Below are 26,587 nucleotides of genomic sequence, written 5' to 3' on the forward strand. Positions count from 1 at the left end.
TGCAGAACGGAGCTCGGTTCGGGCGTGTTAGGAAGGTGGCGATGTCAGCGTTGTCAGACCCACATGCCACACGCCGGGTCGCCACCATGCGCGAGGTCGCCGCCCTGGCGGGAGTGAGTATCAAGACAGTGTCGCGGGTGGTGCGCGGCGAGGGCGGCGTTTCGCCGGAACTGGCCGCCCGCGTCACCGACGCCGCCGCCATGCTCGACTACCGGCACAATCTCGCGGCCAGCACGCTGCGCGGCCACGGCCAGAAGACGGCCGCGATCGGCCTGGTGCTGATGGATGTCGCCAACCCGTACGCCTCGGCCCTGCACCGCGCGGTCGAGGATTTCGCCCACGTCCGTGGGACTTTGGTGTTCGCAGTCAGCAGCGACGAGCACCCCGACCGTCAGCGCGAGGTCCTCGACGCCCTGCTGTCGCGCCGCGTCGACGGGTTGATCGTGATGCCGGTCGGATCCGACCACGGCCTGCTGCTGCACGAGCAAAGACGTGGCACGCCAATCGTTTTCGTCGACCGGCAACCGGCCACCGCCGAAATCGACAGCGTCACGGTCGACAATCATGAGGGCGCCCGCCGCGCCATCGAGCACCTGGCCGCGCACGGCCACCGCCGTATCGCGTATCTCGGTGACCTGCACACGATTTGGACCGCCGCCGAACGCTACGCCGGCTACGTCGAGGGCCTGGCCCGCACCGGCGTCCCCCTCGACCCCACCCTCATCTGCGCCGACCTGCACAGCGCCGACGCCGCCGAAGTGGCCGCGTATGCCCTGCTCGACCGCGCCGACAGCCCGACCGCTCTGTTCAGCGCCCAGAACCTGGTCACCGTCGGCGTCCTGCGTGCGATCCAAAAACGCGGCCTTCAAAGGGAAATCGCCATCGTCGGTTTCGACGATCTACCCCTGGCCGAACTCCTGGACCCGGCCCTCACGGCAGTCACCCAGGACTCGACCAACATCGGCCGCACCGCCGCCGAACTCCTGTTCGCCCGCCTCGACGGCGACGACTCCCCACCCCGCCACGAGGTGATCTCCACCCGCCTGCTGATCCGCGGTTCCGGCGAGATCACCTGCTTCGACTGAAGGACACTCAGCCCTGCGCGACCAGGTCGCGACCTAGGTTGGCGGCCGTCTGTTGGAGCAGCGGGATGATTTCGTCCATGTTCAGGCCGGAGACGCGGGCCTGTGGGCCGCTGATGGAGATGGCGGCGCGGGTGCGGGCGTCGGGGACGGCGACGGCGAAGCAGCGGACGCCGATTTCCTGTTCGCCGTCGTCGACGGCGAAACCCTGCACGCGGATGTGGGCGATCTCGTCACGGATCACCGCGGGGTCGGTGATGGTGTGAATGGTGCGGGGGCTCATCATGATTCGCGACAGGATGCGGTCGGTCTCGTCGGGTGGCAGGGTGGCCAGTACTGCCTTGCCGACGGCGGTGCAGTGCAGGTCGACGCGCTGGCCGACCTCGGTGAACATGCGCATGGCGTGCGGGGAGGGCACCTGCGCGACATAGACGACCTGGTCGCCGTCGAGCACCGCCATGTTGGAGGTCTCTCCGGTCAGATCCCGCAAGCGGGTCAGATGCGGGCCGGCCGAGGCGCCCAGCACCCGGCTGGCCGTCTCGCCCAGCCGAATCAGCCTGGGCCCCAACGAGTATCGCCGCGACGGCTGCTGGCGAATGTAGCCGCCGACAGCAAGCGTACGAAGCAGTCGATGGATGGTCGGCTGCGGCAGCCCGGAGGCCTCCGCGAGCTGGGACAGCGTTGCCTCCCCGCCCGCATCGGCGACCAACTCCAGCAGTTCGAAGGCGCGGTCGACAGACTGCACACCGCCGCCTGTCTGCGGACGAGTCTCGGTCACGGCGGTCCTTCCTTACGTGGGTGGGTGCTCACCATCTTTGCAGCTAGGTTCCATCCTACGGAAATCCGTATGGCGGAATTTTACTTCGCTGATACGGAAGGCGACCGCCATGATCGAATCACGTCACGCTCGCGGCCGCACCGGCCAATGTGGCCGAACCTGGCCTCGTAGGCCAGGTTCCCGCCCGCAGCCGCGCGGCCGGCTCGGTGTCGGCGGCATCGACCCCCGACTGTTCGCTCGCGGCTTGCCAGCCCGGCGCGGTGGCCGATGCGTGGATGATCCGGGAAATCGTGAGCGGTTCCCTCGCCGGATACCCCTCCGTTCGGGAGATGTATTATTCTACGATGCGGAAGTTAAATTCCGTTGAAGACACGATAGGTCCGGCTGCGAGGCTCTGTCAACGGGTTGGCGAAGGTTCGACGAGATTTCCGAAAAGTGTTGACCGCCACGCCTGGATGGCGCTACCGTCGAATGACGGAATAAACATTCCGTATTACGGAAATCTAACCTCGGCATCGACGCGCCCAGCACCCGGTCTTCGCCAGGACGACAGCACACCCGACCCGATCCCTGCCTTCACCGGGACGACGGCACACCCTCGCACCCGGTCTTCGCGGGCACGACGGGTCCAGACAGAAGAAGAGACCGCATGACTCGAGCACCCCTCCCCTACGCGGTGAACCTGTCCATCCTGTTCACCGAACTACCGCTGCTGCAGCGTCCTGCCGCGGCCAAGGCAGCCGGCTTCGACGCGGTGGAGTTCTGGTGGCCGTTCGCCACGGCCACTCCGGACGCCGCCGAGGTCGATGCCTTCGTACAGGCCATTGAGCAGGCCGGTGTGCAGCTGATCGGATTGAACCTGTTCGCCGGCGATATGCCTGGCGGCGAGCGTGGCCTGGTGTCGTGGCCGGGGCGCGAGCAGGAGTTCGCCGACAGCGTCGGCCTCGCCGTCCGGATCGGGCAGCGTCTGGGCTGCCGGGCGTTCAATGCCTTGTACGGCAACCGAATGGACGGCGTGGACCCCGGCGACCAGGACGAGCTGGCGATCCGCAATCTCACACTGGCCGCGCGCGAACTGGCCGCGATCGGTGGCACCGTGCTGCTCGAACCGGTCAGCGGGATGCCGCAATACCCGTTGAAGACCGCCGAGGACGTGGTCGGCGTGCTCGATCGGGTGCGCGCAGCGCAAGGGTCGGCGAACCTGGGCCTGCTCGCCGACCTCTACCACCTGGCCACTAACGGTGACGATCTGGACAAGGTGATCGAGCAGTACAGCGACCGCATCGCCCACGTCCAGATCGCCGACGCTCCCGGCCGGCACCAGCCCGGCACCGGCGAGCTCGACATCTTCGGCTACGTCGACAAGCTCGGCGCGGCCGGCTACAGCGGCTACGTCGCCGCCGAATACGTCCCGAGCGGTGCCAGCGCCGCCAGCTTCGTCTGGCTGCCACAATGACAAGGAGAAACTGAATGAGCAAGATCGGATTCATCGGCCTGGGCATCATGGGTTCGCCCATGGCGAGCCATTTGGTGAAGGCCGGGCACGAGGTCGTCGGCTACACCCTCAACACCGAGGCGTTCGAGCGGCTCGAGGCCGACGGCGGCAAGGCGGCCGGCAGCATCGCCGAGGCGGTGGCCGACGCCGAGATCGTCATCACCATGCTGCCCAACCATCCGCAGGTCGAAGACGTGGTGCTCGGTGCGGACGGCGTCTTCGTCCATGCGCCCGCGGGTGCGCTGCTGATCGACTTCTCCACCATCCGCCCCGAGAGCTCGATCGCCATCGCCGAGGCCGGCGCCAAGGCCGGGTTCCGGGTGCTGGACGCGCCGGTATCCGGTGGCCAGGCCGGCGCCGAACAGGGTGTGCTGTCCATTATGGTCGGCGGCACCGAGCTCGACTTCAACGCTGCCACAGCGATTTTCGAGGTGGTCGGCAAGACCTACATCCACGTAGGCCCGCACGGTGCCGGGCAGGTCGTCAAGGCGGCCAACCAGCTGGTCGTCGGCGGCACCTATGCGCTGGTTGCCGAGGCGATCGTGTTGATGGAGGCGCTGGGCGTCGACGCAGGCAAGGGCCTCGACGTGCTGGCCGGCGGCCTGGCCGGCAGCCGCATCCTCGAACTCAAGCGCAAGTCGATGGTGGCGCGCGAGTTCGCCCCCGGATTCCGGATCGACCTGCACCACAAGGACATGGGCATCGTCGCCGACGCCGCGCGCCAGGCCGATGTGTCGCTGCCGGCCTCCGCGCTGGTCGCCTCGCTCATCGCGGCGGGTCGCGCCCAGGGCTACGGCTCACTGGATCACTCGGCACTGCTCAAGGTGATCGAGAACCTCAACGGCCACGGCGAGAAGTAGTCCGGGCAATTCCAGAAGGGAAATTATCAATGGCAAAAGTCCCGGTCATGCAGGCCGTGGTTGACGTGCTGCTGTCCGAAGGCGTAGACGTCTCCTTCGGCTGTCCCGGCGCGGCCATCCTGCCGCTCTACGACGCGATGCGCAAAACCGATATGCGGCACCTGATCGTGCGGCACGAGGAGGGCGCAACGCATATGGCCGACGGGTGGGCGCGCACCACCGGCAACGTCGGCGTCGCCATCGGCACCTCCGGTCCGGCCGGCACCAACATGATCACCGGCCTCTACACCTCGCTCGCGGATTCTATTCCGATCCTGTGCATTACGGGCCAGGCCGAGTCGACGAAGTTGCACCAGGAGGCTTTTCAGGCCGTCGACATCGTCTCCATCGCCGAGCCGGTCACCAAGTGGGCGGTGCAGGTCAAGGAGGCGGCCCAGGCGCCGTGGATCTTCCGCGAAGCCTTCCGCATCGCGCGCTCGGGTCGTCCCGGCCCCGTGTTGATCGACCTGCCGCTGGACGTCCAGAAGCAGGAGATCGAGTGGGATCCCAGCATCGACGCGCCGCTGCCGGTGCCGCAGGTGCTGCCGCATCCGCCGCGGGTGGCCCGCGCGCTGGACCTGCTGCTCGAGGCCGAGCGGCCGCTGATCCTGGCCGGTGGCGGCGTGATCATCGGCGAGGCGCACGACGAACTGCGCGAACTCTCTGAGCTGCTCGGCATTCCGGTGCAGGTGACGCTGATGGGCAAGGGCTCCGTCCACGAGGATCACGAGCTGTTCGCCGGGATGACCGGTGTGCAGACCAGTCAGCGCTGGGCCAATGCCGCCTTCCTGGAATCGGATCTGGTGCTGGCCCTGGGTGCGCGCTTCGGCGACCGGCACACCGGCAAGCTCGACGTGTACCGCGGTGACCGCAAGTTCATCCACGTCGACATCGAACCCACCCAGCTGGGCAAGGTGTTCGGGCCGGATCTCGGTGTGGTGTCGGATATTCGGCCGTTCCTCACCGCGTTGCTGGCCGAGGCCCGCAACCGCAAGCGCCGGAGTGACTACTCTGCGTGGGTGGCGCGGCTGGGCGAACTGCGCCGGACCCTCACGCGCCGCGACGATTTCGACGTCACCCCGATCAAGCCGCCGCGGGTGTTCAAGGAGATCAACGAAACCTTCGGCGAGGACACCTATTTCGTCACCGCCATCGGTCTCTACCAGATCTGGTCGGGGCAGTTCCAGAAGACGTACCTGCCGCGGCACTACCAGGTGTGCGGTCAGGCCGGGCCGCTGGGCTGGGAGATCCCCGCCGCGATCGGCGTCAAAGCCGCTAAGCCTGACGCGGAAGTCGTTGCGGTGGTGGGTGATTACGGCTTCCAGTTCCTCGTCGAGGAGCTGGCGGTGGCCGCCCAGTACGACGTGCCGTTCGTAATCGTCATGATCAACAACGAGTACCTGGGCCTGATCCGCCAGGCCTCGCTGCCGTACGAGATGAACTACCAGGTCGATATCCACTACGACGAGTTCGGCACGGACAACGTGAAGATCATGGAGGCCTACGGCTGCTTGGGTCGGCGAGTCTACGAGCCGGGCGACATCGCCGATGCGCTGGCCTGGGCGCGCAAGCAGGCCGAGGCCACCTCCCGACCGGTGCTGGTGGAAATCATGGTCGAGCGTGAGGCCAACACCGCGCACGGCCCGGCCATCGACGCGGTGCGGGAGTTCGAGCCCTCATGACCACCACCGTCCCGACCCGACCGAAGGCCGACCTCAGCGGGAAGGCGAGCACATGAGTGTGCCGCGGATCGTATTAGCCCCGGACAAGTTCAAGGGGTCGCTGACTGCCGGAGAGGTGGCCGAGGCGATCGCTGCGGGGATCCGGCGGGTTCGCCCTGACGCCGACATCCGCTGGGTACCGGTGGCCGACGGCGGGGAGGGGACGGTGGACGCGGCGGTTGCCGCCGGATTCGACTGCACCACAGTGGAAGTCAGCGGGCCGACTGGGGAGCCGGTGCAAGCGGCGTTCGCGCACAACGGTGAGGTGGCGGTCGTGGAAGCGGCTGCGGCCTGCGGGCTGTCCCGGCTACCGGCCGGGCAGCTCGCCCCGATGACCGCAACCAGCCTCGGGGTGGGCGAACTGGTGCAAGCCGCGCTCGACACCGGTTGTCGCATACTGGTTCTCGGTGTAGGTGGCAGCGCCTGCACCGACGGCGGCGCCGGCCTGCTGGCCGGACTAGGAGCGGCGCTGCTGGACGCGGATGGGCGTCCGGTGGGTCCGGGTGGCGGTGGTCTCATCGATATCGCCTACCTGGACCTGCACAAGCTCGATCCGCGCATCCACGAGGTGGAGCTGGTGCTGGCCAGCGACGTCGACAACCCCCTGCTCGGAAACCACGGTGCCGCCGGTGTTTTCGGGCCGCAGAAGGGAGCCGGTGCGGGTGAAGTTGCCGCACTGGAGGTCGGCCTGGCGCACTGGGCCCGGCTGGTCGCCCAGCGCACCGGATTCGATGCCGCCGACCGGCCCGGTGCCGGTGCGGCCGGCGGTATCGGGTTCGCGGCGATCGCCGTCCTCGGCGCACGCCGGGCCGGCGGCATCGACGTGATGCTCGATCTGGTCGGCTTCGATCGCAACATCGAGGGCGCGCACCTGGTCGTCACCGGGGAAGGCTCGCTGGACGAGCAGACCCTGCACGGCAAGGCACCCGCCGGGGTCGCGGCCCGCGCGGCCAAGGCCGGTGTCGCGACAATCGCCGTGGCGGGCCGACGGCTACTCGATGAGGGGCAGCTGCGGGCCGCCGGCTTCCAGGCCGCCTACGCACTCACCGATCTGGAACCGGATCTGCAGCGCTGTCAGGACGAAGCCGCGGAACTGCTGCAGCGCCAAGGTGAGCAGATTGCTCACGACTGGCCGGCCGAGCCGGTACTGAGCCGGAGCTAAGCGTCGTGAGCGCCACCCCGTCGTTCCGGCGAAAACCCGACCGTCGTTCCGGCTAAAGGCGCAACCCAGGCACACCATCAATCGGCGGCCGGGCCGTGCACCATGCTCACCGCCACCGCGCGGTTCAGTTCGACGATCGGGGACCGAAAGCGTTCGGCGAGGACGGCATACAGTCCGGCGATGCGCTGCCAATCGGTTTGCTCGGGGTGGTCGCCATGGCGTGCGCGGCGGCGATCGCCGCTTGCCGCCGCTGAGCCACATCTCGGCATAGCACCGATCCTGCCACCGTTCCGGGAGCGGCAAAGCACACCGAAGGGTCAGGCGATCTCGCGGGCCAACCACCGGGTGGTCGGTTTGGATCGCACAAGCGCACATTGAGGGCACATGCGGGTGCGCTAGCTGCCTGGTCCACCGTCCATGGGCGCCGACCAGGCGCTGGCGCGGTGGGCAGCGCGGGCGGTCCAGCGGCCGTCGTCGTAGCGGACCCGGACGGGATGGTCGAAGGCTGCGGTGACGTTGTCGGTGGTGACCGTGGCGCGGGCGGTACCGCTGGCGACGGTGCGCCCGTCGGCGATGAGCAGGGCGTGGGTGGTGGTGCTCGGGAGTTCCTCGAGATGGTGGGTGACCAGGATCGAGGCCACATCCGGATGGGTTTCGCCGAGGGTGTCGATGGTTTCCAGGAGTTGTTCGCGCGCAGCCACATCCAGGCCGGTGGACGGCTCGTCGAACAGCAGCAGGCGCGGTTCGGAGACGAGGGCGCGTGCGATCAGGGTGCGGCCACGTTCGCCCTGGGACATCGTCGGCCAGGTGTCGTCGGCTTTGCCTTTGAGACCGACGGTGTCGATCATGGCGTCGGCGCGGCGCAACTCATCGGGGGTCGGGGTCCAACGCATCGGTGTGTCGATGGTAGCGGTGATGCCGGTGAGCACGACTTCGCGGGTCGTCAGCGGATATTGCAGCGGATGGCGGGGATTGACGTGGCCGATGGAATGCCGCAGCCGAGCCAGTTCGACGCGGCCGAGTTGTTCGCCGAGCACGCGCACGGTGCCCGAGGTCGGGAAGGTGACCGCGCCGCAGAAACCGAGCAGCGTGCTCTTGCCCGCGCCGTTGGGGCCGAGCAGCGCCCAGTGTTCGCCCGCGCGCACCGTCAGCGAGATACCGTCGATGATCTGCTTGCCCTCGCGGCGGAATGTCACGTCGGTCAGTTCCAGCACGGGTGCGTCGGTCACGAGAATGCCTCCTTCAGGGTGTTCAGGTGGCAGCGGCTGAATTCCGCTGCGGCGGTGGAATTTCGGTGCGTGATCGCATCGGTGAGCCGAATGTGGGCGTCGTGGTCGGCCGGTTCGGAGGGCACCGGGCGGATCTTCAGCATATCGATCATCGCCAGGCGTAGTCGCGGCAGAAAGGTGTCGAAGAGTTGGGTCAGCACATCGTTGTGCGCGGCGACGATGACGGCGCGATGGAAGGCCATGTCCGCGTCCACATGCTCGGCGATCGGCTCACCGTGCGCCTCCCGCGCGGCCAGCGCGCGGCGCATGGTACGCAGGTCGGCGGGGGTGCGGCGCTGTGCTGCGAGGGCGGCGGCCTCGGCCTCGATGGCGATGCGCGCCTCGAGCACCGAGGCGATGGAGGCGCGGCGCAGAACCACATCCCAGTCCTCGGTCACATCCAGGGCCGTGACGAAAACTCCCGCGCCCTGCTGGCTGTCGAGCACGCCCTTGCCCGCCAATTCGCGGATGGCTTCGCGCAGCGTGGAACGGCCGACGCCGAGCTGGACCGCCAGGGTCGTCTCACCTGGAAGCCTGTGTCCCAGTGGCCATTCGCCGTCTCTGATACGGGTCAGCAGCAGTTCGGCAGCCTGCGCGGCCAGCGGATGCCTCCGGATCTGCGAAACCATCGAACCTCTCTACTTGTCTGAGGAGTTTTGTATAGTCTACCAATCATGCGCACCATGCCTCTCCTCAGCCGCCACGACGGGGCCTGACCAACCGGCCCCGCCGTGGGGCTTTGTCGTGGCCGGTCACCCTCCGTGTGACGGCAATTCCGTGCTGGAAGCCTCCTTCGCGGCAGTCGTCCGCGCCGCCGATATGATGAGCCGACAAAGTAAGTAGTCGAGGTTGGACCCTGACAACGAACGGGGAGTCTCGATCCGTTCGCTGTCGCGGAATCCACTCCCGGATCACATCTTGATACATAGATATGCGCATTTATCGGTCGATTCGGCGCTGGTAGGTGAGGCGGTCGTACCGAGGATTACAGACGGCTCAGGACCGGAAGGTCTCATTCGCCGGTCGTGCCGTCGATGCGTTCGCGGAGGAAGTCGGCGTGGCCGTTATGGCGGGCGTACTCCTCGATCATGTGCACATAGACCCAGCGCAGGCTGTATTCGACCGGACGCCGAGGGTGCAGGAATGTGTGGTCGAGTGGGACATCAGCGACCGCGGCATCGCAGCGTTCGATCTCTTGCTGGAAGGTCGCGAAGTCGGCGGCGGCGTCTGCGTCTCCGATGTCGTCGAAGTCGCCGTCCGGATTGGCCTGGGTGCAGTAGAGGTAGTCCACTGGCTCGCCGCGGCTGGCGATGCGGAACCAACCGCGTTCCACCTCGGACATGTGCCGAATCAGGCCGTGCAGCGACAGCATGGAGGGTGCGACGCAGCGCTGTTTCAGCTGTTCGGCGTCGAGGCCTGCGCATTTGCGCAGCAACGTCTGGCGGTGGAAGTCGAGCCACCCTTGCAGCATCGACCGCTCACCGGAGATGAGCGGCGGTTGGGTTCGATCGAGGTCGGGTGCGGTCCACGTCACCCGCCGACTGTAACGCGGAACCATGGTTCGAAGCTCCCGAATAACGCCCGATGCCGCCGTGCCGACGTTGTTCATGTCGGCACGGCGGAATCGGTAATCTCGTCTGGCGGCCCGGACGGGCAGCTGGTGCGGGTGGATGGCGCGGCGGCACGGTCAGGCTCCGGGCGAGGTGAATCTCTCCGCCGCCGCACCACGCAGACTGCCCGCGGGCAGTCTGCGCCCGCACAGCACCAGCAGCAGGTCCTGGGCCGAACCGGCCAGCACGGAACCGGAGCCATAGCTGAAATCGATATCGTCGGCGCGCAGTTCGATGTCGTCGAGGTCGACGCCGAAGTATTTGGCGTTCTTGGGGGAGAGCGCGCCGAGCACCAGCCGCATCCGGTCCTCGGGGACGGTCCGCTCCAGGCCGAGACCGACCGTGATGTCGAGGCCGTGGATGACGTCGTGGCTCAACGCGCCCTCGAAACCGCCGCCCGGTGGCTTCCACGGATGATTCACGTTGTCCCGCAAGGACGCGATGAGTTCCTCCGACGACATCACGGCCGCGTCGGCGCGGGCACTCCGGTCGGCCATCTTGTTGAAATTCCCTCGGGCCCTCAGCATTTCGAGTGCGAACCGGCCCATCGACAGCCGGAACGGCATGGTGATGTGCGCGACGACCTCGCGCACCCGCCACCCGTCACACAGCGTAGGAGCCTCCCAGTTCGCCGCGTCCAGTCCGGCGAGGATGTCGACGAGATCGCGGCGTTGCGCCGCGATCGCCTCTCGCACCTCGGTATCCGTCATCGTCACTGCTCATCGCCCGTCGAATGTCGAACCTCTCCCCGACTTACGACGGATCGGCGCGGCGAAATTCATCGGTGGTCCGACGGTGTCACCGGGACACTCAGCGGATGTGTTCTCGCGGGAACGTCCCGATCGCCGCGGTGACCTCGATGGCTTCCGACCTGTGCGGCACACCTTCGCCGATTTGCAGGACTACCTGTACCCCGGCATCCGCCCGCCGACTTCGCCAGCCGCTCCGAATCGCTGAGCAGCAGCTCAGCCGTACCCACCTGCACGAGCAGCGGTGGCAGTCCGGCGAGCGGGGCGAAGAGTGGAGATGCCAGCGACCAACGCGGTTCGGCTCCGGCCGGCTACGCGGCAGACAGACCGTCGAGCATCGGTGGGCTGAAGTCGGGTCTTCGTCAGCGCGCTAGAGCACCGACGCGCGATGAGTTCCTGAACCGATGAGTCAGCGGGCGTGGAGAGCCTGTTGCGCCCGTTGGTATTCCGCACGCACGCGCTGACCCGACGCGTCGCCATCATTCGGCGCGGGGATCTCGATAGCGGGACGCGCCACCCAATTCGGGATCGGCGGCGTGCCGTTGGGTGCGGACTGGCGGCGCAGAGCCCACGCCGCCTGCCGGGCGGCGCCTAGCGCCACGTATTCATTGGGTTCGGGGACGGTGACCGGGACGCCGAAGATCTGGGTGGCGATCTCGCCGACCAAGGGGGAACGGGCAGCGCCGCCGATGAGGAGCACACGGCGGAGTGGGACGCCGGTGGTGCACAGATGGTCGAGGGCGTCGGCCATATTGCAGAGCATGCCTTCGAACGCGGCGCGGGCGATGTTGCTGGGGCGCATGGTGTTCGGGCGGAGTCCGTGCAGGCTACCGGTGGCATGCGGGAGGTTGGGGGTGCGTTCGCCAGCGAGGTAGGGCAGGAGTGCTATCCCTTCGGCGCCCGGAGGTGCTTGTGCGGCAAGGGTTTCCAGTTCAGCGAGGCTGACGCCGAGCATATCGGCCGTGGAGCTGAGGACACGGGCGGCGTTGAGGGTGCAAACGAGCGGTAGGAACGCACCGGTGGCGTCGGCGAAACCGGCCACGCTGCCGGTGGGATCCGCACTGGGGTGCGCACTTCGGGCGAAGGCGGTGCCGCTGGTGCCGAGGGAGATGACAATATCTCCCTCCTGGATGTCGAGACCGAGTGCGGCGCCGGCGTTGTCGCCGGTGCCCGCCGCAACCAGCGCGCCGGAGGGGGTGTGCCCGGCGGCTTCGGCCGGGTCGAGCACGCGGGGCAGCTCTGGTGTGCGACCTCGAAAGGCAAGCGCGAGTAGATCTTTGCTGTAGGTGTTGGTGGCGGGCGACCAGTATCCGGTGCCCGAGGCGTCACCGCGGTCGGTGGTGGGTTCGAGGGTCTGCGCCGATAGACCGCCGCGCAACCGCCAGGTCAGGTAGTCGTGCGGGAGCATGATCCGGTGGGTTCGGTCGGCGAGATCGGGTTCGTGATCGGCCAGCCACCGCAGCTTCGTGACGGTGAACGCGGCGACGGGCACGCTGCCGACGGCTTCGGCCCAGGCCTGCGGACCGCCGAGTTCGTCGATCAGGTCATCGGCCGCCGCCGCCGATCGAGTGTCGTTCCACAACAGCGCATCCCGAACGGGCTGCCCGTCCGTGTCCAGGGTGACGAGTCCATGCTGTTGTCCGGCCACCGCGATCGCGTCGACGCGATCGAGCAATCCGGTGCCGGCGGTGGACAGCGCGTCCCACCAGGCCTGCGCTGGAACCGCCGTGCCGTCGGGATGTGGTGCGTGGGCTTGGTCGATGATCTCGCCGGTGTCGGCGTCGCAGATGACGATCTTGCAGGACTGGGTGGAACTGTCTATTCCGGCGACTGTGGGCATCAGGCGACTCCGGGGGTGCGGGTGCCGACTGCGTGCTGCCGGATTGCGGTGTTGCCGGGGGCGGGCGTTGGGGTCGGCCCGTTTTGGGCGGAGGGTTTTGTTGGCATCTCGGTTGTTACCATGCGCATAGGAACACCTTGCATGTGAAGTGGCGTTGTGTGGTGGGTTTTCGGGGTTTGGGGGAGGGGTCCTGTGCGCTGCTGGGGGACGCTCACCACCCGCTTCCCACTGATAAACCGCAACATCCCAGCAGAACGACCGAAAACTGTCCGCTCAGACCGGTGAACCGGCTATGAGGCAGACTGTCGCGGGTGAGTGACGACCCGGACCGGCACGAGGACGTGCACGTCCGTACAGGTGACGGGACCACGGTGCCGTATCTGACGGCCCCGGTGCTCGATGACCTGCTGAGCGCGCCACCCGATCCGGAATGCCCGTTCATCGTCCTCAGCTGCGGCGACCACGATTACATCCAGACCCGGCTGCTCCCCGACGGCGTCTACGAACTCGAACACAGCGCGGGCTCACCCGATGAGCTCTTCCAGATGTACACTCCCGACGCCGGGTTGGTTCGCGATGTCATGTGGGCATGGATCGACAGCAACCCCTGGTGGCGTGACGGCGTCGCCTGGTTCTCCGTCGACCCGGCGATCGCGGAACTGGAGACCACGCGGCGCGAGTTGGAGGGTCTGCTCGACGGCCTCACCGCCATGGACGACATCGAAACCACCATGGACCAAGCCATGGCCAGAGTCGATGAGCTCATGGCCACGGAGATCCCCGACTTCCCGGACGACACCGGGGACTCGGATCGCGGCGACCTACACTGACACCGTCCGCTCGACGCCCTGATACCACAGCGCGGTGGTGGCGATCGTGGCGTTGTCCAGGGGCAGATAGGTGCGGTCGTCGTGCCAGCCGAGCGCCTGGATGGTGACGCGCAGGCCGCGGTGGAAGCAGATCGGATCGCGGACATGCCAGCGGTACATGCCGAATTGCTGGTGTGGTTGATAGATCTCGTCCGCGGGCAGGACCTGGTGCAGCCCGAGGTATGGCGTGGAGTAGGTGCGGTAGGTGCCGTCGAGATCGAAATTCCAGGCGCCGCCGAAGTAGTCCTCGGTGCCGGTGCCGCAGAGGGTCGGATGGGTAGTGTCGCCGTCGAGGTAGAACTTGAGTTCGCCCTCGCCCCACCAGCCGGGGGCGCCGGGCTGGATGGCGAGGAAGGTGCCGACATAGCGGCCGGGGCCGGGCACGGTCTCGAGGATCGTGTGCACCGCGGGGGTGCCGATCGGATTGCTCTGGCGCCATTGGGCATTCAGATATCCCGCGGACTCCGGCACCGGCTCCTCGGTATAGGTGACCTGGTAGTACACCGGTATCGAGCGGTCGCTGCCGTTGTGCAGTGTGATCCGCGCGTTGGCGTGAAAAGGCATGGACCAGAAGCTGTTCAGTCCACCGGCGGGTGCGACCACCACCATCTCCGAATTCAGCAGAGCCAGCTCATCCCAGCCGTTGCAGAAGAAGTCGCCGAGCGGCACGTCGACGGCCGGCTCGGATGCGTTGTCCCAGAACATGCGCAGGGTCAGCTGGCGCAGCACGGTGCGATCTGTGGTCAGCCAGAAGTGCCGGACCACGCCGGGGCCGGAAACGTCTGCGAGGGTGGCAGTATCGCCGGACGCGAGTTCGATCGATGGCGAGATCTTCCACCCGGCGCCGAGCAGTCGCGCCGCATGGGCTCCGGTGCCGTCGACCGCGCGCGCGCCCGCTCCCGGAGCGCCGGTCGGATTTTCCGCGCTCACCGATCGGGTCCGCGCGGCATCGAGTCGCCAGAGGTTCGAACCCGGCGCGGTCACAGACCCGGCCAGCCGTACCGGTCGGATCCCGCGGCCAGACCCGCCTGGCGTCCGGACGAGGCCAGGCTCGGACTCGGCGCGTATTCCGCGTTGGACTGCTCGACGCCGGACTGCTGGGCCATATCGCGGCGGAGCTGGTCCATATCCAGCCAGCGGACCTGCTGGACCAATTCCTCGAGCACATCAGCGGCCATGAACCCGGCCTGCGCAAACACCAGCAGCCCATCCCGGAACGCCATCAGGGTCGGGAAGCGGTCGACCTTCGCCAACGCGGTGAGCGCCTCCTGGGCCTCGGTGTCCACCTTGCCGTGCACGATTTCGGGATGCAGGTCGGAGGATGCCTCGTAGACCGGCGCGAATTGGCGGCACGGCCCGCACCAGCCCGCCCACCAGTCGACCAGCACAATCGGATGGCTGGCGATCGTGGTGTCGAAGTTGTGTTGGGTCAGCGTCATTGTGGGCATGGTTTCCTCGCCATAATCTCCTACAAACAACCTTGGATCCTTGCATATTTTGCAGGAACCGGCCATCGGCAACTCAGCGGGTGAATTCGTCGAGGGTGATGTCGAGGAGCGTGCAGACGGCCCTTGACGTGGGCGCGATAGTCGCCGGGGGGCGTGGAGTGGGGATCTTCGACGGTTATCGAGGAATGTCGCTGATCGCGCGGGGGTTCGGGAAGGTGACCGGCGCGAGATGCACGCCGCCCTGCGCCCATCCCGCGCTGGTGATCCACCAGCGGTTGTTGTCCTGCACCAGTTCGGCCGCGTGAGCGGCGATCTGCCCGACCTTGTTGCCGATTCCGAAGCGAAAGGGATTGTCGCTGCGGAACACATCGGTGCCGACATAGCGCGGGCGCGGACCGATGAACAGATACCACGTGCCGCCGTGCGGGACCACGAACGGGGATTCGGTGTTGCCCGCCTCGGTGCCGCTGCTGGGATCGGTGTAGGCGATGTGGCGCTCACCCCAGTGCACGAGGTCGACACTGGCGCGATAGGCGACCACATGATGACCGCCCGCCGGTGCGCTGGTCGCGCAGTAATACATCAGCCTCTTCTCGCCGACCCGCAGCACCATCGGGTCACGCGCGTCGTAGCCGTCGCGGAACAGGGGTCCGGCCGGATTTCGAGTCCAGTGGAAGAGGTCGGTCGAGGTGGCCAGATTCATTGCCGCGGCGGTTCGATCCGCGCCGCCACCGGCATAGAACATGTAATATCGCCCGTCCGCGGCGATGACATGCGGCGCCCAGAGGTGCGTCTCGCCGTACTTCGGGTCGACGTGCAGCGCTGGTTCGTGTTTGGACCACGGTCCGTGCAGGTTATCCGCGGTCGCGTGGGCGAATTCGACCTCGAGGAACGGATCGGCCGGTTCCGGGTGGGTGATGCCGAACAAATGCCAGCGCCCGGCGCCTGCCCGGATGAGGGTGTGGTCGTTGATGTACCAGGACTCCGGCTCCCCGACGCTGGGGTCGTAGACCTTCGCAAACACGCCCGCTTTCACCACATCGCGCGCTGCCATAGGGATCATGATGCCGCCGCGGGCGGCACGGTAGCGCCTATTGCGGTGTCGTCGTCTCCGGATTCGCCTGTTTTTCTTGTTGCTGGTTGCCCCGCAGCAACGCTTGGCTGAGATTCGAACCGGTGAAGTGCGCGCCGTAGAGTCCGAGACCGACGATCCCGGCGACGAGCACCGCGACGCCCGCGAGCCAGTAGATATGCCAGAACGCCGCGATCACCCCGATCAGGGAACTGGCCAGTGCCAAGCCCTTGGCCGCTTCATCGGTCAGGCTCGACTTCACCGTCCGATCTCCCGAATGCAGTTCACCGAGCATGATCAGCACCGCGAGCAGTGGCAGCGAAATCGCGAATGCCAGCACGGAGATCTTGCCTGCGGCAGTGAGCGGCGCGGCAGTGGGAAAGCCCTGCAGGATGACGACACCGATGGCGATCAGCCCGCCGTACATCAGATTGTTCTGCTTGGCCCATGCTTGTTTCTCCGTGGGCGTTGCCAGCTTTTCGTAGCCTTCATCCTCGTTCATGCACGGCACCCTACTGGACATTTCCCCCGGGCTCCGGGTGTGTCTCGAGCTACGCCGCCTCGACCAGAATCCTCTGTAATCGGGCCAGTTCCACTGCGGTTGGGGCAGGCCGAGTTGGTCGTGATCCCGTGACAGTGTCGCGGTTGCGCGAATTGGAATACCCCGTGCACGCCACCCTCGGCTCGGTCGGCGGCTACCGCCCGGAAATCGAAACCTTCCGTGTACGAGCCGAAGAGGTGGAACCGATCGACAACCATCCCCCCTCCTCCCCCCTGTCTGCTGCACACAAGCGCCGACTCGCTGTAGTGGACAGCAGTGCGAATCGCGCACCTAGGCTTGGAGTTCGAGGTGCGGTGATTTGCTGCCCCTGGTTTCATTAGGTACATACGGACGGTCGTGCGTTGCTATCGTCCTGCCATGTCGGACACGCGGGGCGCTGATCTAGGTACAGCGCCGCCGAAGCACGAGGGTGCGGCCGCGGAGTCGCCGGAGCAGACCGCCGAGTCGGTCGATGATCAACCGATCAAGATAGAGGTCGACGACGAGGAGCGGCCCGCGTTCCTGGTGCCGATCGTGTTCGTACTCACCGGGCCCGGTGAATACCTGCTCGGACACGGGCCGGTGCTCGGTGTGCTGTGTACGACGGTGATCGCCTGCGTGGGCGTGGCGGCATTGGCTGCGGCGACCGGCGGCTGGATCCTCGGCGTCGGCCCGGCGCGACCGCTCGCCCCGGTGCTCGCCGCGGTCGGCGGGCTGGTACTGCTGTACCTGGAGCCGGGCGCGATCGTCGCCGGGCTGGTCGCGTTGGCCACCGCCGTCGGGGTCACTCTGTTCTCTAGAAGGAGGGCGACATGAGAAGAGTCGCAATAGGTTTTGCCGTCGCCGTGGTGGTGGCAGGGCTGCTCGCCGGATGTGGGGGTCGGCGCGACGCCCCACAGACCGACGCGGGTGGTGAGGTCACCTGCGAGGTGAAAAGCGAAGTGCGCGTTGATATCGCGACCGGAAACTCGACCGGCGTCTACTTCGCATTGGGTAACACCTATGCTGAACAACTCGCGCAAGCCACCGACGGCAAGGTGAAGGCGACCGCCGTGGAAACCGGTGCCTCCGTGCAGAACATCCAGCAACTGGTCGCGGGCACCTATCAGGTGGCGTTCTCCCTTGCCGATACCGCCGCTGACGCCGTGCTCGGCGGCGCGAGCTTCGAGGGGAAGCGTCAACCCGTGCAAGCGCTTTCGCGGCTCTACCCCAATTACATGCATGTGATCGTCCGCGCGGGCGCCAACATCAACTCGGTCGCCGACATGTTCGGCAAACGAGTCTCCACCGGATCGCCCAAGTCCGGCACCGAGGTGATCGCCAATCGGATACTGCAGGCCGCGGGCCTCAACCCCGTCACCGACATCTCCGCGCAGCACCTCGATCTCACCGAAACGGTGGACGGCATGAAGGACGGCTCGATCGACGCCATGTTCTTCTCCGGTGGCCTGCCGACGCCCGGCGTCACCGACCTTTTCACCTCCGCACATGACAAGGTCCGCTTGCTCGATATCGCGGATCTCGCAGGCAGCATGCGCACTTCGAACTCAATTTACGAAGAGGGCACCATCCCCGCCGCCACCTACGGCACCCCCGCCGACGCGAAAACCATTGTCGTCCCCAACGTCCTGCTGGTCCGCGACGACCTCGACGCGAACCTCGCCTGCGTCCTCACCAAAACCCTCTTCGACCGCAAACACCAACTGGAACAGGCCAACTCCGCCGCCGAAGGCATCAACCGCGACGCCGCCACCCTGACCACCCCCGTCCCCCTCCACCGCGGCGCCGTCCACGCCCTGACCAAGTAGCAGGGTTACGTCTGGGGGGCGACTTTCGCCTCTTCGCCGGCCAGTCCTGCACGGTGGGCGCACGCGGCGACCCGAAGCAAGGTGCGGGCTCGGTCGACGGTTGCTCGACATGTGAATCCCCAGAACCACAGTCGATAGCGCACTGCGGCCCACGATCGGCCACCTGGCGGCCATGCCGCACGCGACTGGCCAGGCGTTCTGCTCCTCGATCCCGGCGGCGTATCCGGAGGCTGGTCGGTGGTCGGGCGTGCCACTAATGGTTGGTCATGGTGGCTGTCAGGGCTCGGGCGGCATCGAGGGTGGCGGAGATGTATTCGTCGCGTTCGGGTTTGGTGGTGGCGGCGCGGAGGGGGCCGAGTTGGACCTCATAGGCGGCGGCGCCGGTGGCGTCGAAGACGGGGGCGGCCAGGTAGCTCAGGGGAAGGATGGTGTCGGAGTCGAGTTCGGGTTTGGTGTAGGGGCGGGAGGTGAGGGCCGCTAGTTGGCGGAGTACGCGGGTGCGCAGATGTGGTTGGAGGAGTTCGGTTCCTACCGCGGTGAGCAGGTCGGCGAGAAGGTCGACCAGGCCGGCGTCGTCGGCGAGGGGGCGGAAGAGGGCCGCGCCGCGCTCGCGAACCAGGGTCAGCAGTGCGCTGGCGGTGCGGCGGTCGGAATCCGGTGCGGCGGACAGCCAGCGGTTCTGTTCGGTGGCCGCGCGCCACGGCATGACGCTTGCGCCTGCTGGAAATTGGAGCGGAATGCGTTGTCCGACAGGGATTCCGGGAACGACACGGTCGGGGCCATGGCGGACGTCGAGTACGGTCAGGCGGTCGGGCTCGATACGGCTGAGGGTCGCGCCGCATCCGGTGCGGGTGGTGAGCGTGGTGAGGATCTCGCCGATGTCATGGGGGAGTGCCGAGTTGCCCAGGCCTGCCAGCGCGGGGCCGATGACATAGCCGCGGCTCGGATCGCGGACGACCCAACCCGCCGAATCCAGTTCGGCGAGAATCGCAGTCGCGGTGGCGCGGGCGATATCGAGTCGGTCGGCGATCCCCGCGACGCTGATCGGGTCCGGCGCCGCCGTGAGCAGCGAGATGACCTCGACGACGCGGCGGGTCGGTGGTGACGGCGACCGGTCCGGCATGGCGAACCCCTTGTTCGGCTTGGATGGACGGCTTACGATGTCGAATATTAGTACACGTAGTGTCGAATATTCGACACATGGTGCGGGATGGAGCGCGGGATGATTCTGGATCGGTTCCGAATCGACGGGCAGGTGGCCATAGTCACCGGCGCGGGCCGAGGTTTGGGCGCGGCGATCGCCGTCGCTTTCGCGGAGGCCGGGGCCGATGTGGTGATCGCCGCGCGCACCAAGAGCCAGCTGGACGAGGTGGCCGAGAAGGTGGCTGCGGTCGGGCGGCAGGCGCATGTCGTGCCCGCGGATCTGAGTGACATCGACCAGACGGCCGCACTCGCCGCCACGGCCATCGAACACTTCGGGCGGCTGGACATCGTGGTCAACAATGTGGGCGGCGCGATGCCGTGCACGCTGCTGGACACCACGCCCGAGGCGCTGGTCGAGGCGTTCAATTTCAATGTCACCAATGCGCATGCGCTGGTCCGCGCCGCGGTGCCGCGGATGCTCGAAACCGCCGGTGGCGGTTCGATTCTCAATATCACCTCGACCATGGGCCGCCTGCCGGGCCGGGCGTTCGCCGCCTACGGCACCGCCAAAGCGGCGCTCGCGCACTACACCCGGCTGGCCGCGCTCGACCTGAATCCCCGGATTCGGGTGAATGCCATCGCGCCCGGCTCGATCCTGACCTCGGCGCTGGAAATCGTCGCGGGTAACGACGCCGTGCGCGCGGAGCTGGAATCGAAGACACCGCTGCACGCCATCGGCGATCCTGAGGACATCGCGGCCGCCGCGCTGTATCTGGTGTCGCCCGCGGGCAAGTACGTCACCGGCAAGGTGCTCGAACCCGACGGCGGCCTGATCTCCCCGAACCTCGACCTCCCGATTCCGGATCTGTGACATGAACTATTCCGTAGTGCAATGGGGCACAGGCAATGTCGGCAAGCCCGCGCTGGCGGGCATCATCGCCAACCCCGACCTGGAGCTGGCCGGAGTATGGGTGTCGGGTCCGAAGAAGGACGGGATCGACGCGGGCACCCTTGCCGGACTGGAGCATTCGGTCGGCGTGACCGCGACGACGGACGCCGACGCGCTCCTCGCCGCGAAGCCCGACTGTGTCGTCTACTGCTCCATGACCGACAACCGCCTATTCGAGGCGGTACAAGACCTGTGCAAAATCCTCGGCGCCGGAATCAACGTCGTCGCCTGTGCGCCGGTGTTCTTCCAATATCCCCACGGTGTGCTGCCGGACGAACTGCTGAAACCGGTACAGGAGGCTGCGGCCCAAGGTAATTCGTCGCTGTGGGTCAACGGTATCGACCCTGGCTTCGCCAACGACCTGCTGCCACTTGCCCTCGCGGGCACCTGCCTGAGCATCGAACAACTGCGCTGCCTGGAGATCGTCGACTATGCGAGCTATGACAATCGCGAGGTCATGTTCGACATCATGGGCTTCGGCAAACCCCTCGACGACATCCCGCTGCTGCTGCAGCCTGGCGTGCTGTCACTCGCGTGGGGCGGCACCGTGCGTCAGCTCGCGGCCGGAATCGGCGTGACACTCGATGCCGTCACCGAGACCTACGAGCGCAATCCGGCACCCGATTCCTTCGACATCGTCACCGGCCACATTGCCGAAGGTACTGCTGCCGCACTGCGTTTCGAGGTGCGCGGCATGGTCGGCGACACGCCCGTCACCGTGCTCGAGCACGTCACCCGCCTACGCCCCGACCTCTGCCCGGATTGGCCGCAACCCGCTCACCCCGAGGGCTCCTACCGCGTCGAGATCACCGGCGACCCCGGCTACGCCATGGACCTCGTCACCTCGAGCCCACACGGCGACCACAACCACGGCACGCTGCTGGCCACCGCCATGCGCATCGTCAATGCCGTCCCCGCCGTGGTCGAGGCGCCTCCGGGAATCCTTACCGCCCTTGATCTCCCACTCATCACCACCCCGGCCGCCCACCCGCCGAGGGCAACCTAGCCGATGCCACAGCCGTCGTTGGCGCACGTCATCAAGCACTCGGCGGCAGTCTCCAATGCCGACTGACGCCGCAGCGGTTCAGCCGACCGCTGCGCTGGGTTCTCGTCGCCACCCAGCAGATGGGGAGTGACACACCATCGCGAGTTGAAGTCGACATGCGCCGCGGCCACGCACCACTCGATGAGGGGCTAGCGCTCGGGCAGGGCGTTGAGGGTGCGGTCTACGTCGGTGGTGTCGTTGTAGAGGTGGAAGGAGAAGCGGAGGCCGCCGCCGCGGACGGAGGTGATGATGTCGGCTCGTTCGAGGGCGGAGGCGGCGTCGCTCGCGCCGGTTACCGAGATGATCGCCGAGGGGCCGGGCACCGGCTCGTAGCCGAGTTCGGTGAGACCCGTTCGGAAACGGTCGGCCAGGTCGAGGTTATGGGCGCCGATCTTTTCCACGGTCAGCTCTTCGATCAGCTCGAGCCCGGCGGTTGTGGCGATCGCGCCGAGCCAGTCCGGTGTGGCGTCGAAACGCCGAGTGGTGGTGGGGAGGGCGCGCGGGTCGTAGAGCTCCGACCACGGGTCCGCGGCGGCATACCAGCCAGGGGCGAGCGGGCGTACGCCTGCCGTCGCTTCCGGTGTGGCCGCGAAGAAGGCGATGCTGCGGGCGCCGATCAGCCATTTGAAGGCCGCACACACCCAGTAGTCCGCGTCCGCGAAACGGAGCGGCACCCAGCTGGCGGCCTGGGAGGCGTCGACCAGCAGGCGCGCGTTGTGCGCCTCGGCGGCCGCGTGGAGCACTGGCAGGTCGGTGATCCGGCCGTCCTTCGACTGCACGACGCTGACCGCGACCAACGCGGTCTCGGGCCGCACCTCCTCGGCCAGCCGCTCCAATGGTACGAACCGGACCGACAGATCGCCGCGGTGTACGAAAGGCATGGACACGGAAGAGAATTCACCTTCCGCGAGCAGCACCTCGGCACCCGGTGGCAACGCGTTGGCCACCGGTCCGATCAGACCCGCTACAGCGCTACCCAGTGCGATGTCGTCGGCCGTCGCACCCTCCAGCAGCCGCGCGAACGCGGTTCGCAACTCGGGAATCAGGTTGTCGTGGGACATCGGCCCGCCGCGGCCCGCGGCCCACTGCGCGTTGGCTTCGTGCACGGCGGTCAGCGCCCGCGCGGACGGCAATCCGTAGGAGGCGGTATTGAGGTAGATGGTTTCTTGGCTGAACTCGTCGGGCGCAAGGGAGGACATATCCGCAGCATCCGCCGTCACCGCGGCCCCGTCCAGCGCCAGCGGTCCGGTAGTGGACCGATTTTGGCGATCAGCGCGCGGCGGCGTCGGGGCGGTGGTGTTTTTTCAGGGTCCGGGCGCGGCTATCGAGGAGTCGGTGTCGCCCACATGTTGGAGAGCAGTTGGTAGCTGGGGGTGTCGGCGAGCGATTGCATCGATTCGTAGATGCGCTGGTAACCCGTTGTGGCGATGCGCCACTGGCCGTCGGCGTCGCGGCGGTAGCTGTCGGTGTAGTAGCCCGCGCCGCGGATCAGGACGCCGTATTCGGTGGCGATCACCGTGTCCTCGAAAGCCCATGAACCCGTGGCGGTTTCGCTGTCGACGGTGATCTCGGGGTGGTTCGCCACGTGGGCGGTGACAACCGAGGGGCCGAGGTTCTCGCGCATGAAGGCGGTGATGGCGTCGCGGCCGTCGAGGATGAGCGGTTCGCCGAGGGCGTGGGTGCCGTAGCGGCCCGCGGCATCGACGGCGAGCGTGTCGGCGAACTCGTCCCAGCGTTTGAGATCCAGCGTCCGGAAGTAGCGGTACTTGAGCTGGCGAATGGCTTCGATGGCGGCGAGATCCATTGATCCAGCGTGGCACGTGGAAGGTAGGGAAACAATAACCTGTTCTACTTTGGCGGATTCGGTTGAGTAGCGTGTCGGCCGATCACGGTCGCGCGGCCGATGCCTGGGTGGCCAGTCCGTCGAGTACTGCGACCCGTGCGACGGGGACGTCGATATCGAGGTGCACAGAATCCGAGCCCGCCGGCGTGAAAGTGAAGGTGAAAAACGAGCAGCAGACGATCTCGCGTGCGGTCAGTTCGCGTGCGGTGGTTTCGTGTGCCGTGGCCAACTCGAGTCGCAGTCGGGTCGGCGACATGCGCTCGCTACGGCGCAGTGCCGTAGCGAAGAGGTCGGCGAACTCGGCCACCCGTAGCGGCTGCTCCGCGGTGGGCAGGGTGCACGCATCCGGCGCGACCCAGAGGAGGTTTCCGTCCGTGTTGGTCATCCCGGAGCTGGTCATTTAAAACCCTCACTAAGGCTGTTGATATATGCCGCAAGGGTAGCGCGTAATGTCGGGGCAGGCAATTTGATGAACGTCTCAAAGCTCTGTCACGAGCCCGCTGCATTCGGCGTCGCGTGCGCGCGAACGCGCGCGAATTCGACGGCGTCGGTGACGACATCATCGACCAGTGCCTGCATTCCGCTTACGACCACGTGGCAGACCACGCGACCGTCGACAACTTCCTGCCGCTGCTGGCTGGCCGAGCGCTACACCCCGCGAATGGCTGCACGCGATGACCGAGGAAGTTCCCGCGACCCCGCACGCCCCGGTCGTGCACAGATCCGGTCGAACCAGGATCTGAATGCGGTCAGGCGGTCAGGCGCCGCCGGACCACTCGTGGCCCCAGCAACTCTAGGCCGCCATTTCTTCTGCTGTGTAGGTGGATTCGTCCACCGGCACGCCCTCGGTGCCGCCTCGACGTTGCGCGCGTCCGCCACCGTCAGCGTGGTGATCGCAGGCGGCTGTCGTTAACGGATTCCACACTTCTAAGCTGTATGAGCTACACAAGGAGGTGGGCCATGACGTCCGAGGTGATGACTCACCCCGAGTTCGAGGAGCTGGGGACGGGAGCGGATCCCGCGGCAGCCAGGACTAATCAACCACCGGTAACCATGATCGAGCGAATGACGCTGATCCTAGACGCTTTCGACGGTTCGACGCCGGTCCTGACACTGCTCGGCCTGGCCGAACGCACCGGGCTGCCCCGCTCGACCGTGCACCGCATCCTGGATCAGATGATCCGGCTGCGCTGGCTGGCGCACGCCCCCGGCGGCTACCGCCTCGGCGTGCGCCCGTTCGAACTGGGCGGACTTGCCGCCGACCACAACGAGATTCGCGATGCGGTGAGCCCGCTGCTACACGATCTGTGTCAGCGCACCGGCATGGTCGGGCACCTCGGTGTGCTCGACGGCCGTGAGGTGCTCTATCTGGACAAGGCGGGTGGGCGCTTCACCGCGAACATCCCGACCCGCCTCGGCGGCCGGATGCCGGCGCACAGCACCGGCCTCGGCAAGGCGCTGCTTGCCACCCTGGAGCCGAGCATCGTCGAAGCGTCCTTCCGGGAGCGGCTAACCAAGCTGACCCCCCGAACCATCAGCGACATAGCGGAACTGCACCGCGAGCTGACCCGCATCCGCCACCGCCAGGGCGTCGCCGTCGACAACGAAGAATCCGTCACCGGCATCGCCTGCGTCGCGGTCCCCATCCGCGGCCGCGGCGCCGCCGTCGGCGCCCTGTCCCTCTCCGGCCAAATCGGCGGCGACCGAATATCGTTGGACACCGCCCGGCTGGCCCGAGTCCTCGTCGAAGTCGCCAACGAAGCTGGCCGCGCCCTCTTCCCCCGCCACGCCCGTTGGCGTTGAGCAACCGGTGAGTGGTAAATGGCTGCGGCAAACATCGAGTAGCGCTTTCGATGGTGGGCCACTGGGCGAGCCCGACAACCCACATCCCGAGTTTCGCCATATCCGCGAAGATCTCGTGCAGGGCATCATCTCGGCCCGCTCCCACTCGTCCACATGTGGATAGATCTTCTGCTCGACATACCGTCGAACCACGGCCCGGAATTCCTGATGTTCGCTGCTATATCGATCACGCCGAGCTCCCGGCGAGATCGGTCACGGTTTCCAGCAGCAGATGTCCCAGTTCGTGATGGAGCGCATGTTCGCCTCAGGGTCACTTCGTAAACGGTGACGCTCCGGATCTTTTCCGTCCCTCGTCCGTGCTGTCCAGTTGAATGCTGGCTATTTGCGGCGAGATTGCCGAACAGTGAGTGTTTCACCACGAAGATTTTCGTTCGAGGCATGCGTTGCCGTTTCAACTGCTTTCCTGGAACGGTCAGGAAGGACAGTCCGCGAGTTGGGTGAGCCGGAAGCTGGGGACAGCGGTGCACCGAATACCGATCAAGCAGCGACACTTTCGCTCGGGTTGGCTGTGGTCGACTCCGGGTGCGTTGATAGCCGTGGTCGGAGTGGTGGTCTGGGTGACGCGGCCCGATCCGGCGTCGTGCGATGCCACACACACGGTTGCCGACAGCGGCACGTCGTCACGACTGCCATTGCCTGCCCGTAGTTCCGGCATCGTGAACAGACACACGGTCGACGCGTCCGTTCCGGCTAAGCCCGGCGAGGCGCGGTTCTACGCGTTCGGTCCGGAAGTGTCGTGCTCCATTCCCGGACTGTCCCTCGACGGCTTCTACGGGGGCGTCTCGACCGAGGAATACGGCCACGCCGACCTGTGTGGCGCCTATCTCGACGTGTACGGACCGCGCGGTGACGTGCGGGTGCTCATTGCCGATCGGTGCCCGGGATGTGGTCCGGGCCAACTGGATTTGAGCACCGCCGCCTTCGAGCAGATCGCCGACCGCTCCGATGGTGTGGCGCAAGTGCGTTACACCGTGGTCCGCGACCCGAATCCGCCGCCCGAGCTGTCCTACGAGATCAAGCCCGATGCCTCCGCGGACTGGTTCGCCATGCTGGTGACCGGTTCGGGAAATCCCATCCAGCGGGTGGCGATTCGGCACGCGACCGGCGGGAGGTGGCAGGAGCTCAACCGCGGGATGGACAATTACTGGACGCTGACCGGTGCGGGACAGGGACCGTTCGCCGCTAGGGTGACCGACGTTCTTGGACATCAAGTGGAGGTCTCGGGGATCTCGTTGGCACCGGGCCAGCGGTTCACCGGTTCGCGGCTGTATACCGTTGAGCAGGCTGGTGGTTCGACAATGGTCGAAGCGCTGACAACCGCGCCGGCGCCGCCGGCGCCCACCCAGCCCCGGCAGACCGAGGGGCAGGTCTCGGGCTGCAAATTGTGACCGCGCGCAACCGG

Annotated in this window: 29 protein-coding genes and 1 pseudogene; 13 read left to right on the top strand and 17 right to left on the bottom strand. The window is 66.8% G+C overall.

Going from position 1 to position 26,587, the window contains the following annotated elements:
- Positions 1 to 41: 41 nt before the first annotated feature.
- The gene (locus ACV7NQ_RS33415; protein ID WP_463363197.1) at positions 42 to 1,085 is read left to right on the top strand and encodes a LacI family DNA-binding transcriptional regulator; all 1,044 of its coding nucleotides are present in this window, start codon (positions 42 to 44) and stop codon (positions 1,083 to 1,085) included.
- Between the two features lie 7 nt (positions 1,086 to 1,092).
- On the opposite strand, the gene ACV7NQ_RS33420 is transcribed toward ACV7NQ_RS33415, so the two are convergent.
- Entirely contained in the window at positions 1,093 to 1,860 is a 768-nt protein-coding gene (locus ACV7NQ_RS33420; RefSeq protein WP_463363198.1) for an IclR family transcriptional regulator, read from the bottom strand.
- A 649-nt stretch (positions 1,861 to 2,509) separates the two neighbouring features.
- On the opposite strand from ACV7NQ_RS33420, the gene ACV7NQ_RS33425 reads away from it, so the two are divergent.
- Genes ACV7NQ_RS33425 through ACV7NQ_RS33440 form a run of 4 tightly spaced genes read left to right on the top strand, consistent with a single transcriptional unit; the run spans position 2,510 to position 7,137 of the window.
- Positions 2,510 to 3,316 carry a hydroxypyruvate isomerase family protein gene (locus tag ACV7NQ_RS33425; RefSeq protein WP_463363199.1) on the top strand — a complete coding sequence of 269 codons (807 nt, stop codon included), beginning with the start codon at positions 2,510 to 2,512 and terminating at the stop codon, positions 3,314 to 3,316.
- Between the two features lie 14 nt (positions 3,317 to 3,330).
- Positions 3,331 to 4,215 (top strand): NAD(P)-dependent oxidoreductase, encoded by an 885-nt coding sequence (locus tag ACV7NQ_RS33430; RefSeq protein ID WP_463363200.1) that lies wholly within the window; start codon positions 3,331 to 3,333, stop codon positions 4,213 to 4,215.
- Positions 4,216 to 4,244: 29 nt separating this feature from the next.
- Positions 4,245 to 5,936, top strand: a complete 1,692-nt coding sequence (gene gcl / locus ACV7NQ_RS33435; protein ID WP_463363201.1) for a glyoxylate carboligase — start codon at positions 4,245 to 4,247, stop codon at positions 5,934 to 5,936.
- 52 nt (positions 5,937 to 5,988) lie between these two features.
- Positions 5,989 to 7,137 carry a glycerate kinase gene (locus ACV7NQ_RS33440; protein ID WP_463363202.1) on the top strand — a complete coding sequence of 383 codons (1,149 nt, stop codon included), beginning with the start codon at positions 5,989 to 5,991 and terminating at the stop codon, positions 7,135 to 7,137.
- 77 nt (positions 7,138 to 7,214) lie between these two features.
- Here ACV7NQ_RS33440 and ACV7NQ_RS33445 read toward each other — a convergent pair whose 3' ends face one another.
- From ACV7NQ_RS33445 to ACV7NQ_RS33475, 7 genes are all read right to left on the bottom strand, one after another.
- Positions 7,215 to 7,406 carry a hypothetical protein gene (locus ACV7NQ_RS33445; protein ID WP_463363203.1) on the bottom strand — a complete coding sequence of 64 codons (192 nt, stop codon included), beginning with the start codon at positions 7,404 to 7,406 and terminating at the stop codon, positions 7,215 to 7,217.
- A gap of 126 nt (positions 7,407 to 7,532) precedes the next feature.
- Positions 7,533 to 8,366 (bottom strand): ABC transporter ATP-binding protein, encoded by an 834-nt coding sequence (locus ACV7NQ_RS33450; protein WP_463363204.1) that lies wholly within the window; start codon positions 8,364 to 8,366, stop codon positions 7,533 to 7,535.
- Complete coding sequence (locus ACV7NQ_RS33455; protein WP_463363205.1) at positions 8,363 to 9,034, bottom strand: FadR/GntR family transcriptional regulator; 672 nt, start codon at positions 9,032 to 9,034, stop codon at positions 8,363 to 8,365. The genes ACV7NQ_RS33450 and ACV7NQ_RS33455 overlap by 4 nt, the downstream gene beginning before the upstream one ends.
- Positions 9,035 to 9,417: 383 nt before the next feature.
- Complete coding sequence (locus tag ACV7NQ_RS33460; protein ID WP_463363206.1) at positions 9,418 to 9,939, bottom strand: DinB family protein; 522 nt, start codon at positions 9,937 to 9,939, stop codon at positions 9,418 to 9,420.
- A 153-nt stretch (positions 9,940 to 10,092) separates the two neighbouring features.
- Positions 10,093 to 10,725 (bottom strand): maleylpyruvate isomerase family mycothiol-dependent enzyme, encoded by a 633-nt coding sequence (locus ACV7NQ_RS33465; protein WP_463363207.1) that lies wholly within the window; start codon positions 10,723 to 10,725, stop codon positions 10,093 to 10,095.
- A gap of 448 nt (positions 10,726 to 11,173) precedes the next feature.
- Entirely contained in the window at positions 11,174 to 12,604 is a 1,431-nt protein-coding gene (gene xylB / locus ACV7NQ_RS33470) for a xylulokinase (RefSeq protein ID WP_463363208.1), read from the bottom strand.
- The gene (locus tag ACV7NQ_RS33475; RefSeq protein WP_463363209.1) at positions 12,604 to 12,732 is read right to left on the bottom strand and encodes a hypothetical protein; all 129 of its coding nucleotides are present in this window, start codon (positions 12,730 to 12,732) and stop codon (positions 12,604 to 12,606) included. Before ACV7NQ_RS33475 ends, xylB begins: the two co-directional genes overlap by 1 nt.
- Positions 12,733 to 12,915: 183 nt before the next feature.
- Here ACV7NQ_RS33475 and ACV7NQ_RS33480 point away from each other — a divergent pair, with 183 nt between their 5' ends.
- Positions 12,916 to 13,434: a hypothetical protein gene (locus tag ACV7NQ_RS33480; protein WP_463363210.1), complete on the top strand. Its 519-nt coding sequence runs from the start codon at positions 12,916 to 12,918 to the stop codon at positions 13,432 to 13,434.
- Here ACV7NQ_RS33480 and ACV7NQ_RS33485 read toward each other — a convergent pair.
- From ACV7NQ_RS33485 to ACV7NQ_RS33500, 4 genes are all read right to left on the bottom strand, one after another.
- Positions 13,426 to 14,403: a glycoside hydrolase family 172 protein gene (locus ACV7NQ_RS33485; RefSeq protein ID WP_463363211.1), complete on the bottom strand. Its 978-nt coding sequence runs from the start codon at positions 14,401 to 14,403 to the stop codon at positions 13,426 to 13,428. The two genes, ACV7NQ_RS33480 and ACV7NQ_RS33485, sit on opposite strands and share 9 nt — an antisense overlap.
- Before the next feature lie 50 nt (positions 14,404 to 14,453).
- The gene (locus ACV7NQ_RS33490) at positions 14,454 to 14,951 is read right to left on the bottom strand and encodes a thioredoxin family protein (protein WP_463363212.1); all 498 of its coding nucleotides are present in this window, start codon (positions 14,949 to 14,951) and stop codon (positions 14,454 to 14,456) included.
- A 145-nt stretch (positions 14,952 to 15,096) separates the two neighbouring features.
- The gene (locus ACV7NQ_RS33495; RefSeq protein ID WP_463363213.1) at positions 15,097 to 15,975 is read right to left on the bottom strand and encodes a glycosyl hydrolase family 32; all 879 of its coding nucleotides are present in this window, start codon (positions 15,973 to 15,975) and stop codon (positions 15,097 to 15,099) included.
- 37 nt (positions 15,976 to 16,012) lie between these two features.
- Complete coding sequence (locus tag ACV7NQ_RS33500; RefSeq protein WP_463363214.1) at positions 16,013 to 16,495, bottom strand: hypothetical protein; 483 nt, start codon at positions 16,493 to 16,495, stop codon at positions 16,013 to 16,015.
- Between the two features lie 417 nt (positions 16,496 to 16,912).
- Here ACV7NQ_RS33500 and ACV7NQ_RS33505 point away from each other — a divergent pair, with 417 nt between their 5' ends.
- Together ACV7NQ_RS33505 and ACV7NQ_RS33510 are read left to right on the top strand one after the other, a co-directional pair.
- Positions 16,913 to 17,350 (top strand): hypothetical protein, encoded by a 438-nt coding sequence (locus ACV7NQ_RS33505; RefSeq protein ID WP_463363215.1) that lies wholly within the window; start codon positions 16,913 to 16,915, stop codon positions 17,348 to 17,350.
- On the top strand, positions 17,347 to 18,342 hold the full coding sequence (locus ACV7NQ_RS33510) for a TAXI family TRAP transporter solute-binding subunit (RefSeq protein WP_463363216.1): 996 nt from the start codon (positions 17,347 to 17,349) through the stop codon (positions 18,340 to 18,342). The genes ACV7NQ_RS33505 and ACV7NQ_RS33510 overlap by 4 nt, the downstream gene beginning before the upstream one ends.
- A 253-nt stretch (positions 18,343 to 18,595) precedes the next feature.
- Here the strand turns inward: ACV7NQ_RS33510 and ACV7NQ_RS33515 are convergent, their stop codons facing one another.
- The gene (locus ACV7NQ_RS33515; RefSeq protein ID WP_463363217.1) at positions 18,596 to 19,465 is read right to left on the bottom strand and encodes a helix-turn-helix domain-containing protein; all 870 of its coding nucleotides are present in this window, start codon (positions 19,463 to 19,465) and stop codon (positions 18,596 to 18,598) included.
- 99 nt (positions 19,466 to 19,564) lie between these two features.
- On the opposite strand from ACV7NQ_RS33515, the gene ACV7NQ_RS33520 reads away from it, so the two are divergent.
- On the top strand, positions 19,565 to 20,356 hold the full coding sequence (locus ACV7NQ_RS33520; protein ID WP_463363218.1) for an SDR family oxidoreductase: 792 nt from the start codon (positions 19,565 to 19,567) through the stop codon (positions 20,354 to 20,356).
- Between the two features lies 1 nt (position 20,357).
- Positions 20,358 to 21,440 carry an NAD(P)H-dependent amine dehydrogenase family protein gene (locus ACV7NQ_RS33525; protein WP_463363219.1) on the top strand — a complete coding sequence of 361 codons (1,083 nt, stop codon included), beginning with the start codon at positions 20,358 to 20,360 and terminating at the stop codon, positions 21,438 to 21,440.
- A 188-nt stretch (positions 21,441 to 21,628) separates the two neighbouring features.
- On the opposite strand, the gene ACV7NQ_RS33530 is transcribed toward ACV7NQ_RS33525, so the two are convergent.
- The 3 genes from ACV7NQ_RS33530 to ACV7NQ_RS33540 form a co-directional block, all read right to left on the bottom strand.
- Positions 21,629 to 22,678 carry an aminotransferase class V-fold PLP-dependent enzyme gene (locus tag ACV7NQ_RS33530; RefSeq protein WP_463363220.1) on the bottom strand — a complete coding sequence of 350 codons (1,050 nt, stop codon included), beginning with the start codon at positions 22,676 to 22,678 and terminating at the stop codon, positions 21,629 to 21,631.
- Between the two features lie 122 nt (positions 22,679 to 22,800).
- Positions 22,801 to 23,283, bottom strand: a complete 483-nt coding sequence (locus ACV7NQ_RS33535; RefSeq protein WP_463363221.1) for a nuclear transport factor 2 family protein — start codon at positions 23,281 to 23,283, stop codon at positions 22,801 to 22,803.
- Between the two features lie 82 nt (positions 23,284 to 23,365).
- Positions 23,366 to 23,707, bottom strand: a complete 342-nt coding sequence (locus tag ACV7NQ_RS33540; RefSeq protein ID WP_463363222.1) for a hypothetical protein — start codon at positions 23,705 to 23,707, stop codon at positions 23,366 to 23,368.
- A gap of 131 nt (positions 23,708 to 23,838) precedes the next feature.
- On the opposite strand from ACV7NQ_RS33540, the gene ACV7NQ_RS33545 reads away from it, so the two are divergent.
- Together ACV7NQ_RS33545 and ACV7NQ_RS33550 are read left to right on the top strand one after the other, a co-directional pair.
- On the top strand, positions 23,839 to 24,000 hold the full coding sequence (locus tag ACV7NQ_RS33545; protein WP_463363223.1) for a three-helix bundle dimerization domain-containing protein: 162 nt from the start codon (positions 23,839 to 23,841) through the stop codon (positions 23,998 to 24,000).
- Positions 24,001 to 24,282: 282 nt separating this feature from the next.
- A complete protein-coding gene (locus ACV7NQ_RS33550; RefSeq protein WP_463363224.1) occupies positions 24,283 to 25,125 on the top strand; it encodes an IclR family transcriptional regulator in 843 nt (280 codons plus the stop codon).
- Between the two features lie 55 nt (positions 25,126 to 25,180).
- Here the strand turns inward: ACV7NQ_RS33550 and ACV7NQ_RS33555 are convergent.
- Positions 25,181 to 25,374: pseudogene (locus ACV7NQ_RS33555) on the bottom strand (acyl-CoA dehydrogenase family protein); the annotation flags it as partial.
- A gap of 467 nt (positions 25,375 to 25,841) precedes the next feature.
- Here ACV7NQ_RS33555 and ACV7NQ_RS33560 point away from each other — a divergent pair.
- Positions 25,842 to 26,573 (top strand): expansin EXLX1 family cellulose-binding protein, encoded by a 732-nt coding sequence (locus ACV7NQ_RS33560; RefSeq protein WP_463363225.1) that lies wholly within the window; start codon positions 25,842 to 25,844, stop codon positions 26,571 to 26,573.
- Positions 26,574 to 26,587: the final 14 nt, after the last annotated feature.

Source organism: Nocardia sp. Tas62D01 (assembly GCF_055232035.1).

What these genes read in the sequence shown, in the direction of transcription:
- ACV7NQ_RS33415 (WP_463363197.1), top strand. Translation starts at nt 42, where the DNA reads ATGTCAGCGTTGTCAGACCCACATGCCACACGCCGGGTCGCCACCATG.
- ACV7NQ_RS33535 (WP_463363221.1), bottom strand. Translation starts at nt 23,283, where the DNA reads ATGGATCTCGCCGCCATCGAAGCCATTCGCCAGCTCAAGTACCGCTAC.
- ACV7NQ_RS33530 (WP_463363220.1), bottom strand. Translation starts at nt 22,678, where the DNA reads ATGTCCTCCCTTGCGCCCGACGAGTTCAGCCAAGAAACCATCTACCTC.
- ACV7NQ_RS33550 (WP_463363224.1), top strand. Translation starts at nt 24,283, where the DNA reads ATGACGTCCGAGGTGATGACTCACCCCGAGTTCGAGGAGCTGGGGACG.
- ACV7NQ_RS33515 (WP_463363217.1), bottom strand. Translation starts at nt 19,465, where the DNA reads ATGCCGGACCGGTCGCCGTCACCACCGACCCGCCGCGTCGTCGAGGTC.
- gcl (WP_463363201.1), top strand. Translation starts at nt 4,245, where the DNA reads ATGGCAAAAGTCCCGGTCATGCAGGCCGTGGTTGACGTGCTGCTGTCC.
- ACV7NQ_RS33455 (WP_463363205.1), bottom strand. Translation starts at nt 9,034, where the DNA reads ATGGTTTCGCAGATCCGGAGGCATCCGCTGGCCGCGCAGGCTGCCGAA.
- ACV7NQ_RS33465 (WP_463363207.1), bottom strand. Translation starts at nt 10,725, where the DNA reads ATGACGGATACCGAGGTGCGAGAGGCGATCGCGGCGCAACGCCGCGAT.
- ACV7NQ_RS33440 (WP_463363202.1), top strand. Translation starts at nt 5,989, where the DNA reads ATGAGTGTGCCGCGGATCGTATTAGCCCCGGACAAGTTCAAGGGGTCG.
- ACV7NQ_RS33475 (WP_463363209.1), bottom strand. Translation starts at nt 12,732, where the DNA reads ATGCGCATGGTAACAACCGAGATGCCAACAAAACCCTCCGCCCAAAAC.
- ACV7NQ_RS33430 (WP_463363200.1), top strand. Translation starts at nt 3,331, where the DNA reads ATGAGCAAGATCGGATTCATCGGCCTGGGCATCATGGGTTCGCCCATG.
- ACV7NQ_RS33500 (WP_463363214.1), bottom strand. Translation starts at nt 16,495, where the DNA reads ATGAACGAGGATGAAGGCTACGAAAAGCTGGCAACGCCCACGGAGAAA.
- ACV7NQ_RS33520 (WP_463363218.1), top strand. Translation starts at nt 19,565, where the DNA reads ATGATTCTGGATCGGTTCCGAATCGACGGGCAGGTGGCCATAGTCACC.
- ACV7NQ_RS33540 (WP_463363222.1), bottom strand. Translation starts at nt 23,707, where the DNA reads ATGACCAACACGGACGGAAACCTCCTCTGGGTCGCGCCGGATGCGTGC.
- ACV7NQ_RS33525 (WP_463363219.1), top strand. Translation starts at nt 20,358, where the DNA reads ATGAACTATTCCGTAGTGCAATGGGGCACAGGCAATGTCGGCAAGCCC.
- ACV7NQ_RS33445 (WP_463363203.1), bottom strand. Translation starts at nt 7,406, where the DNA reads ATGCCGAGATGTGGCTCAGCGGCGGCAAGCGGCGATCGCCGCCGCGCA.
- ACV7NQ_RS33495 (WP_463363213.1), bottom strand. Translation starts at nt 15,975, where the DNA reads ATGGCAGCGCGCGATGTGGTGAAAGCGGGCGTGTTTGCGAAGGTCTAC.
- ACV7NQ_RS33510 (WP_463363216.1), top strand. Translation starts at nt 17,347, where the DNA reads ATGAGAAGAGTCGCAATAGGTTTTGCCGTCGCCGTGGTGGTGGCAGGG.
- ACV7NQ_RS33425 (WP_463363199.1), top strand. Translation starts at nt 2,510, where the DNA reads ATGACTCGAGCACCCCTCCCCTACGCGGTGAACCTGTCCATCCTGTTC.
- ACV7NQ_RS33505 (WP_463363215.1), top strand. Translation starts at nt 16,913, where the DNA reads ATGTCGGACACGCGGGGCGCTGATCTAGGTACAGCGCCGCCGAAGCAC.
- xylB (WP_463363208.1), bottom strand. Translation starts at nt 12,604, where the DNA reads ATGCCCACAGTCGCCGGAATAGACAGTTCCACCCAGTCCTGCAAGATC.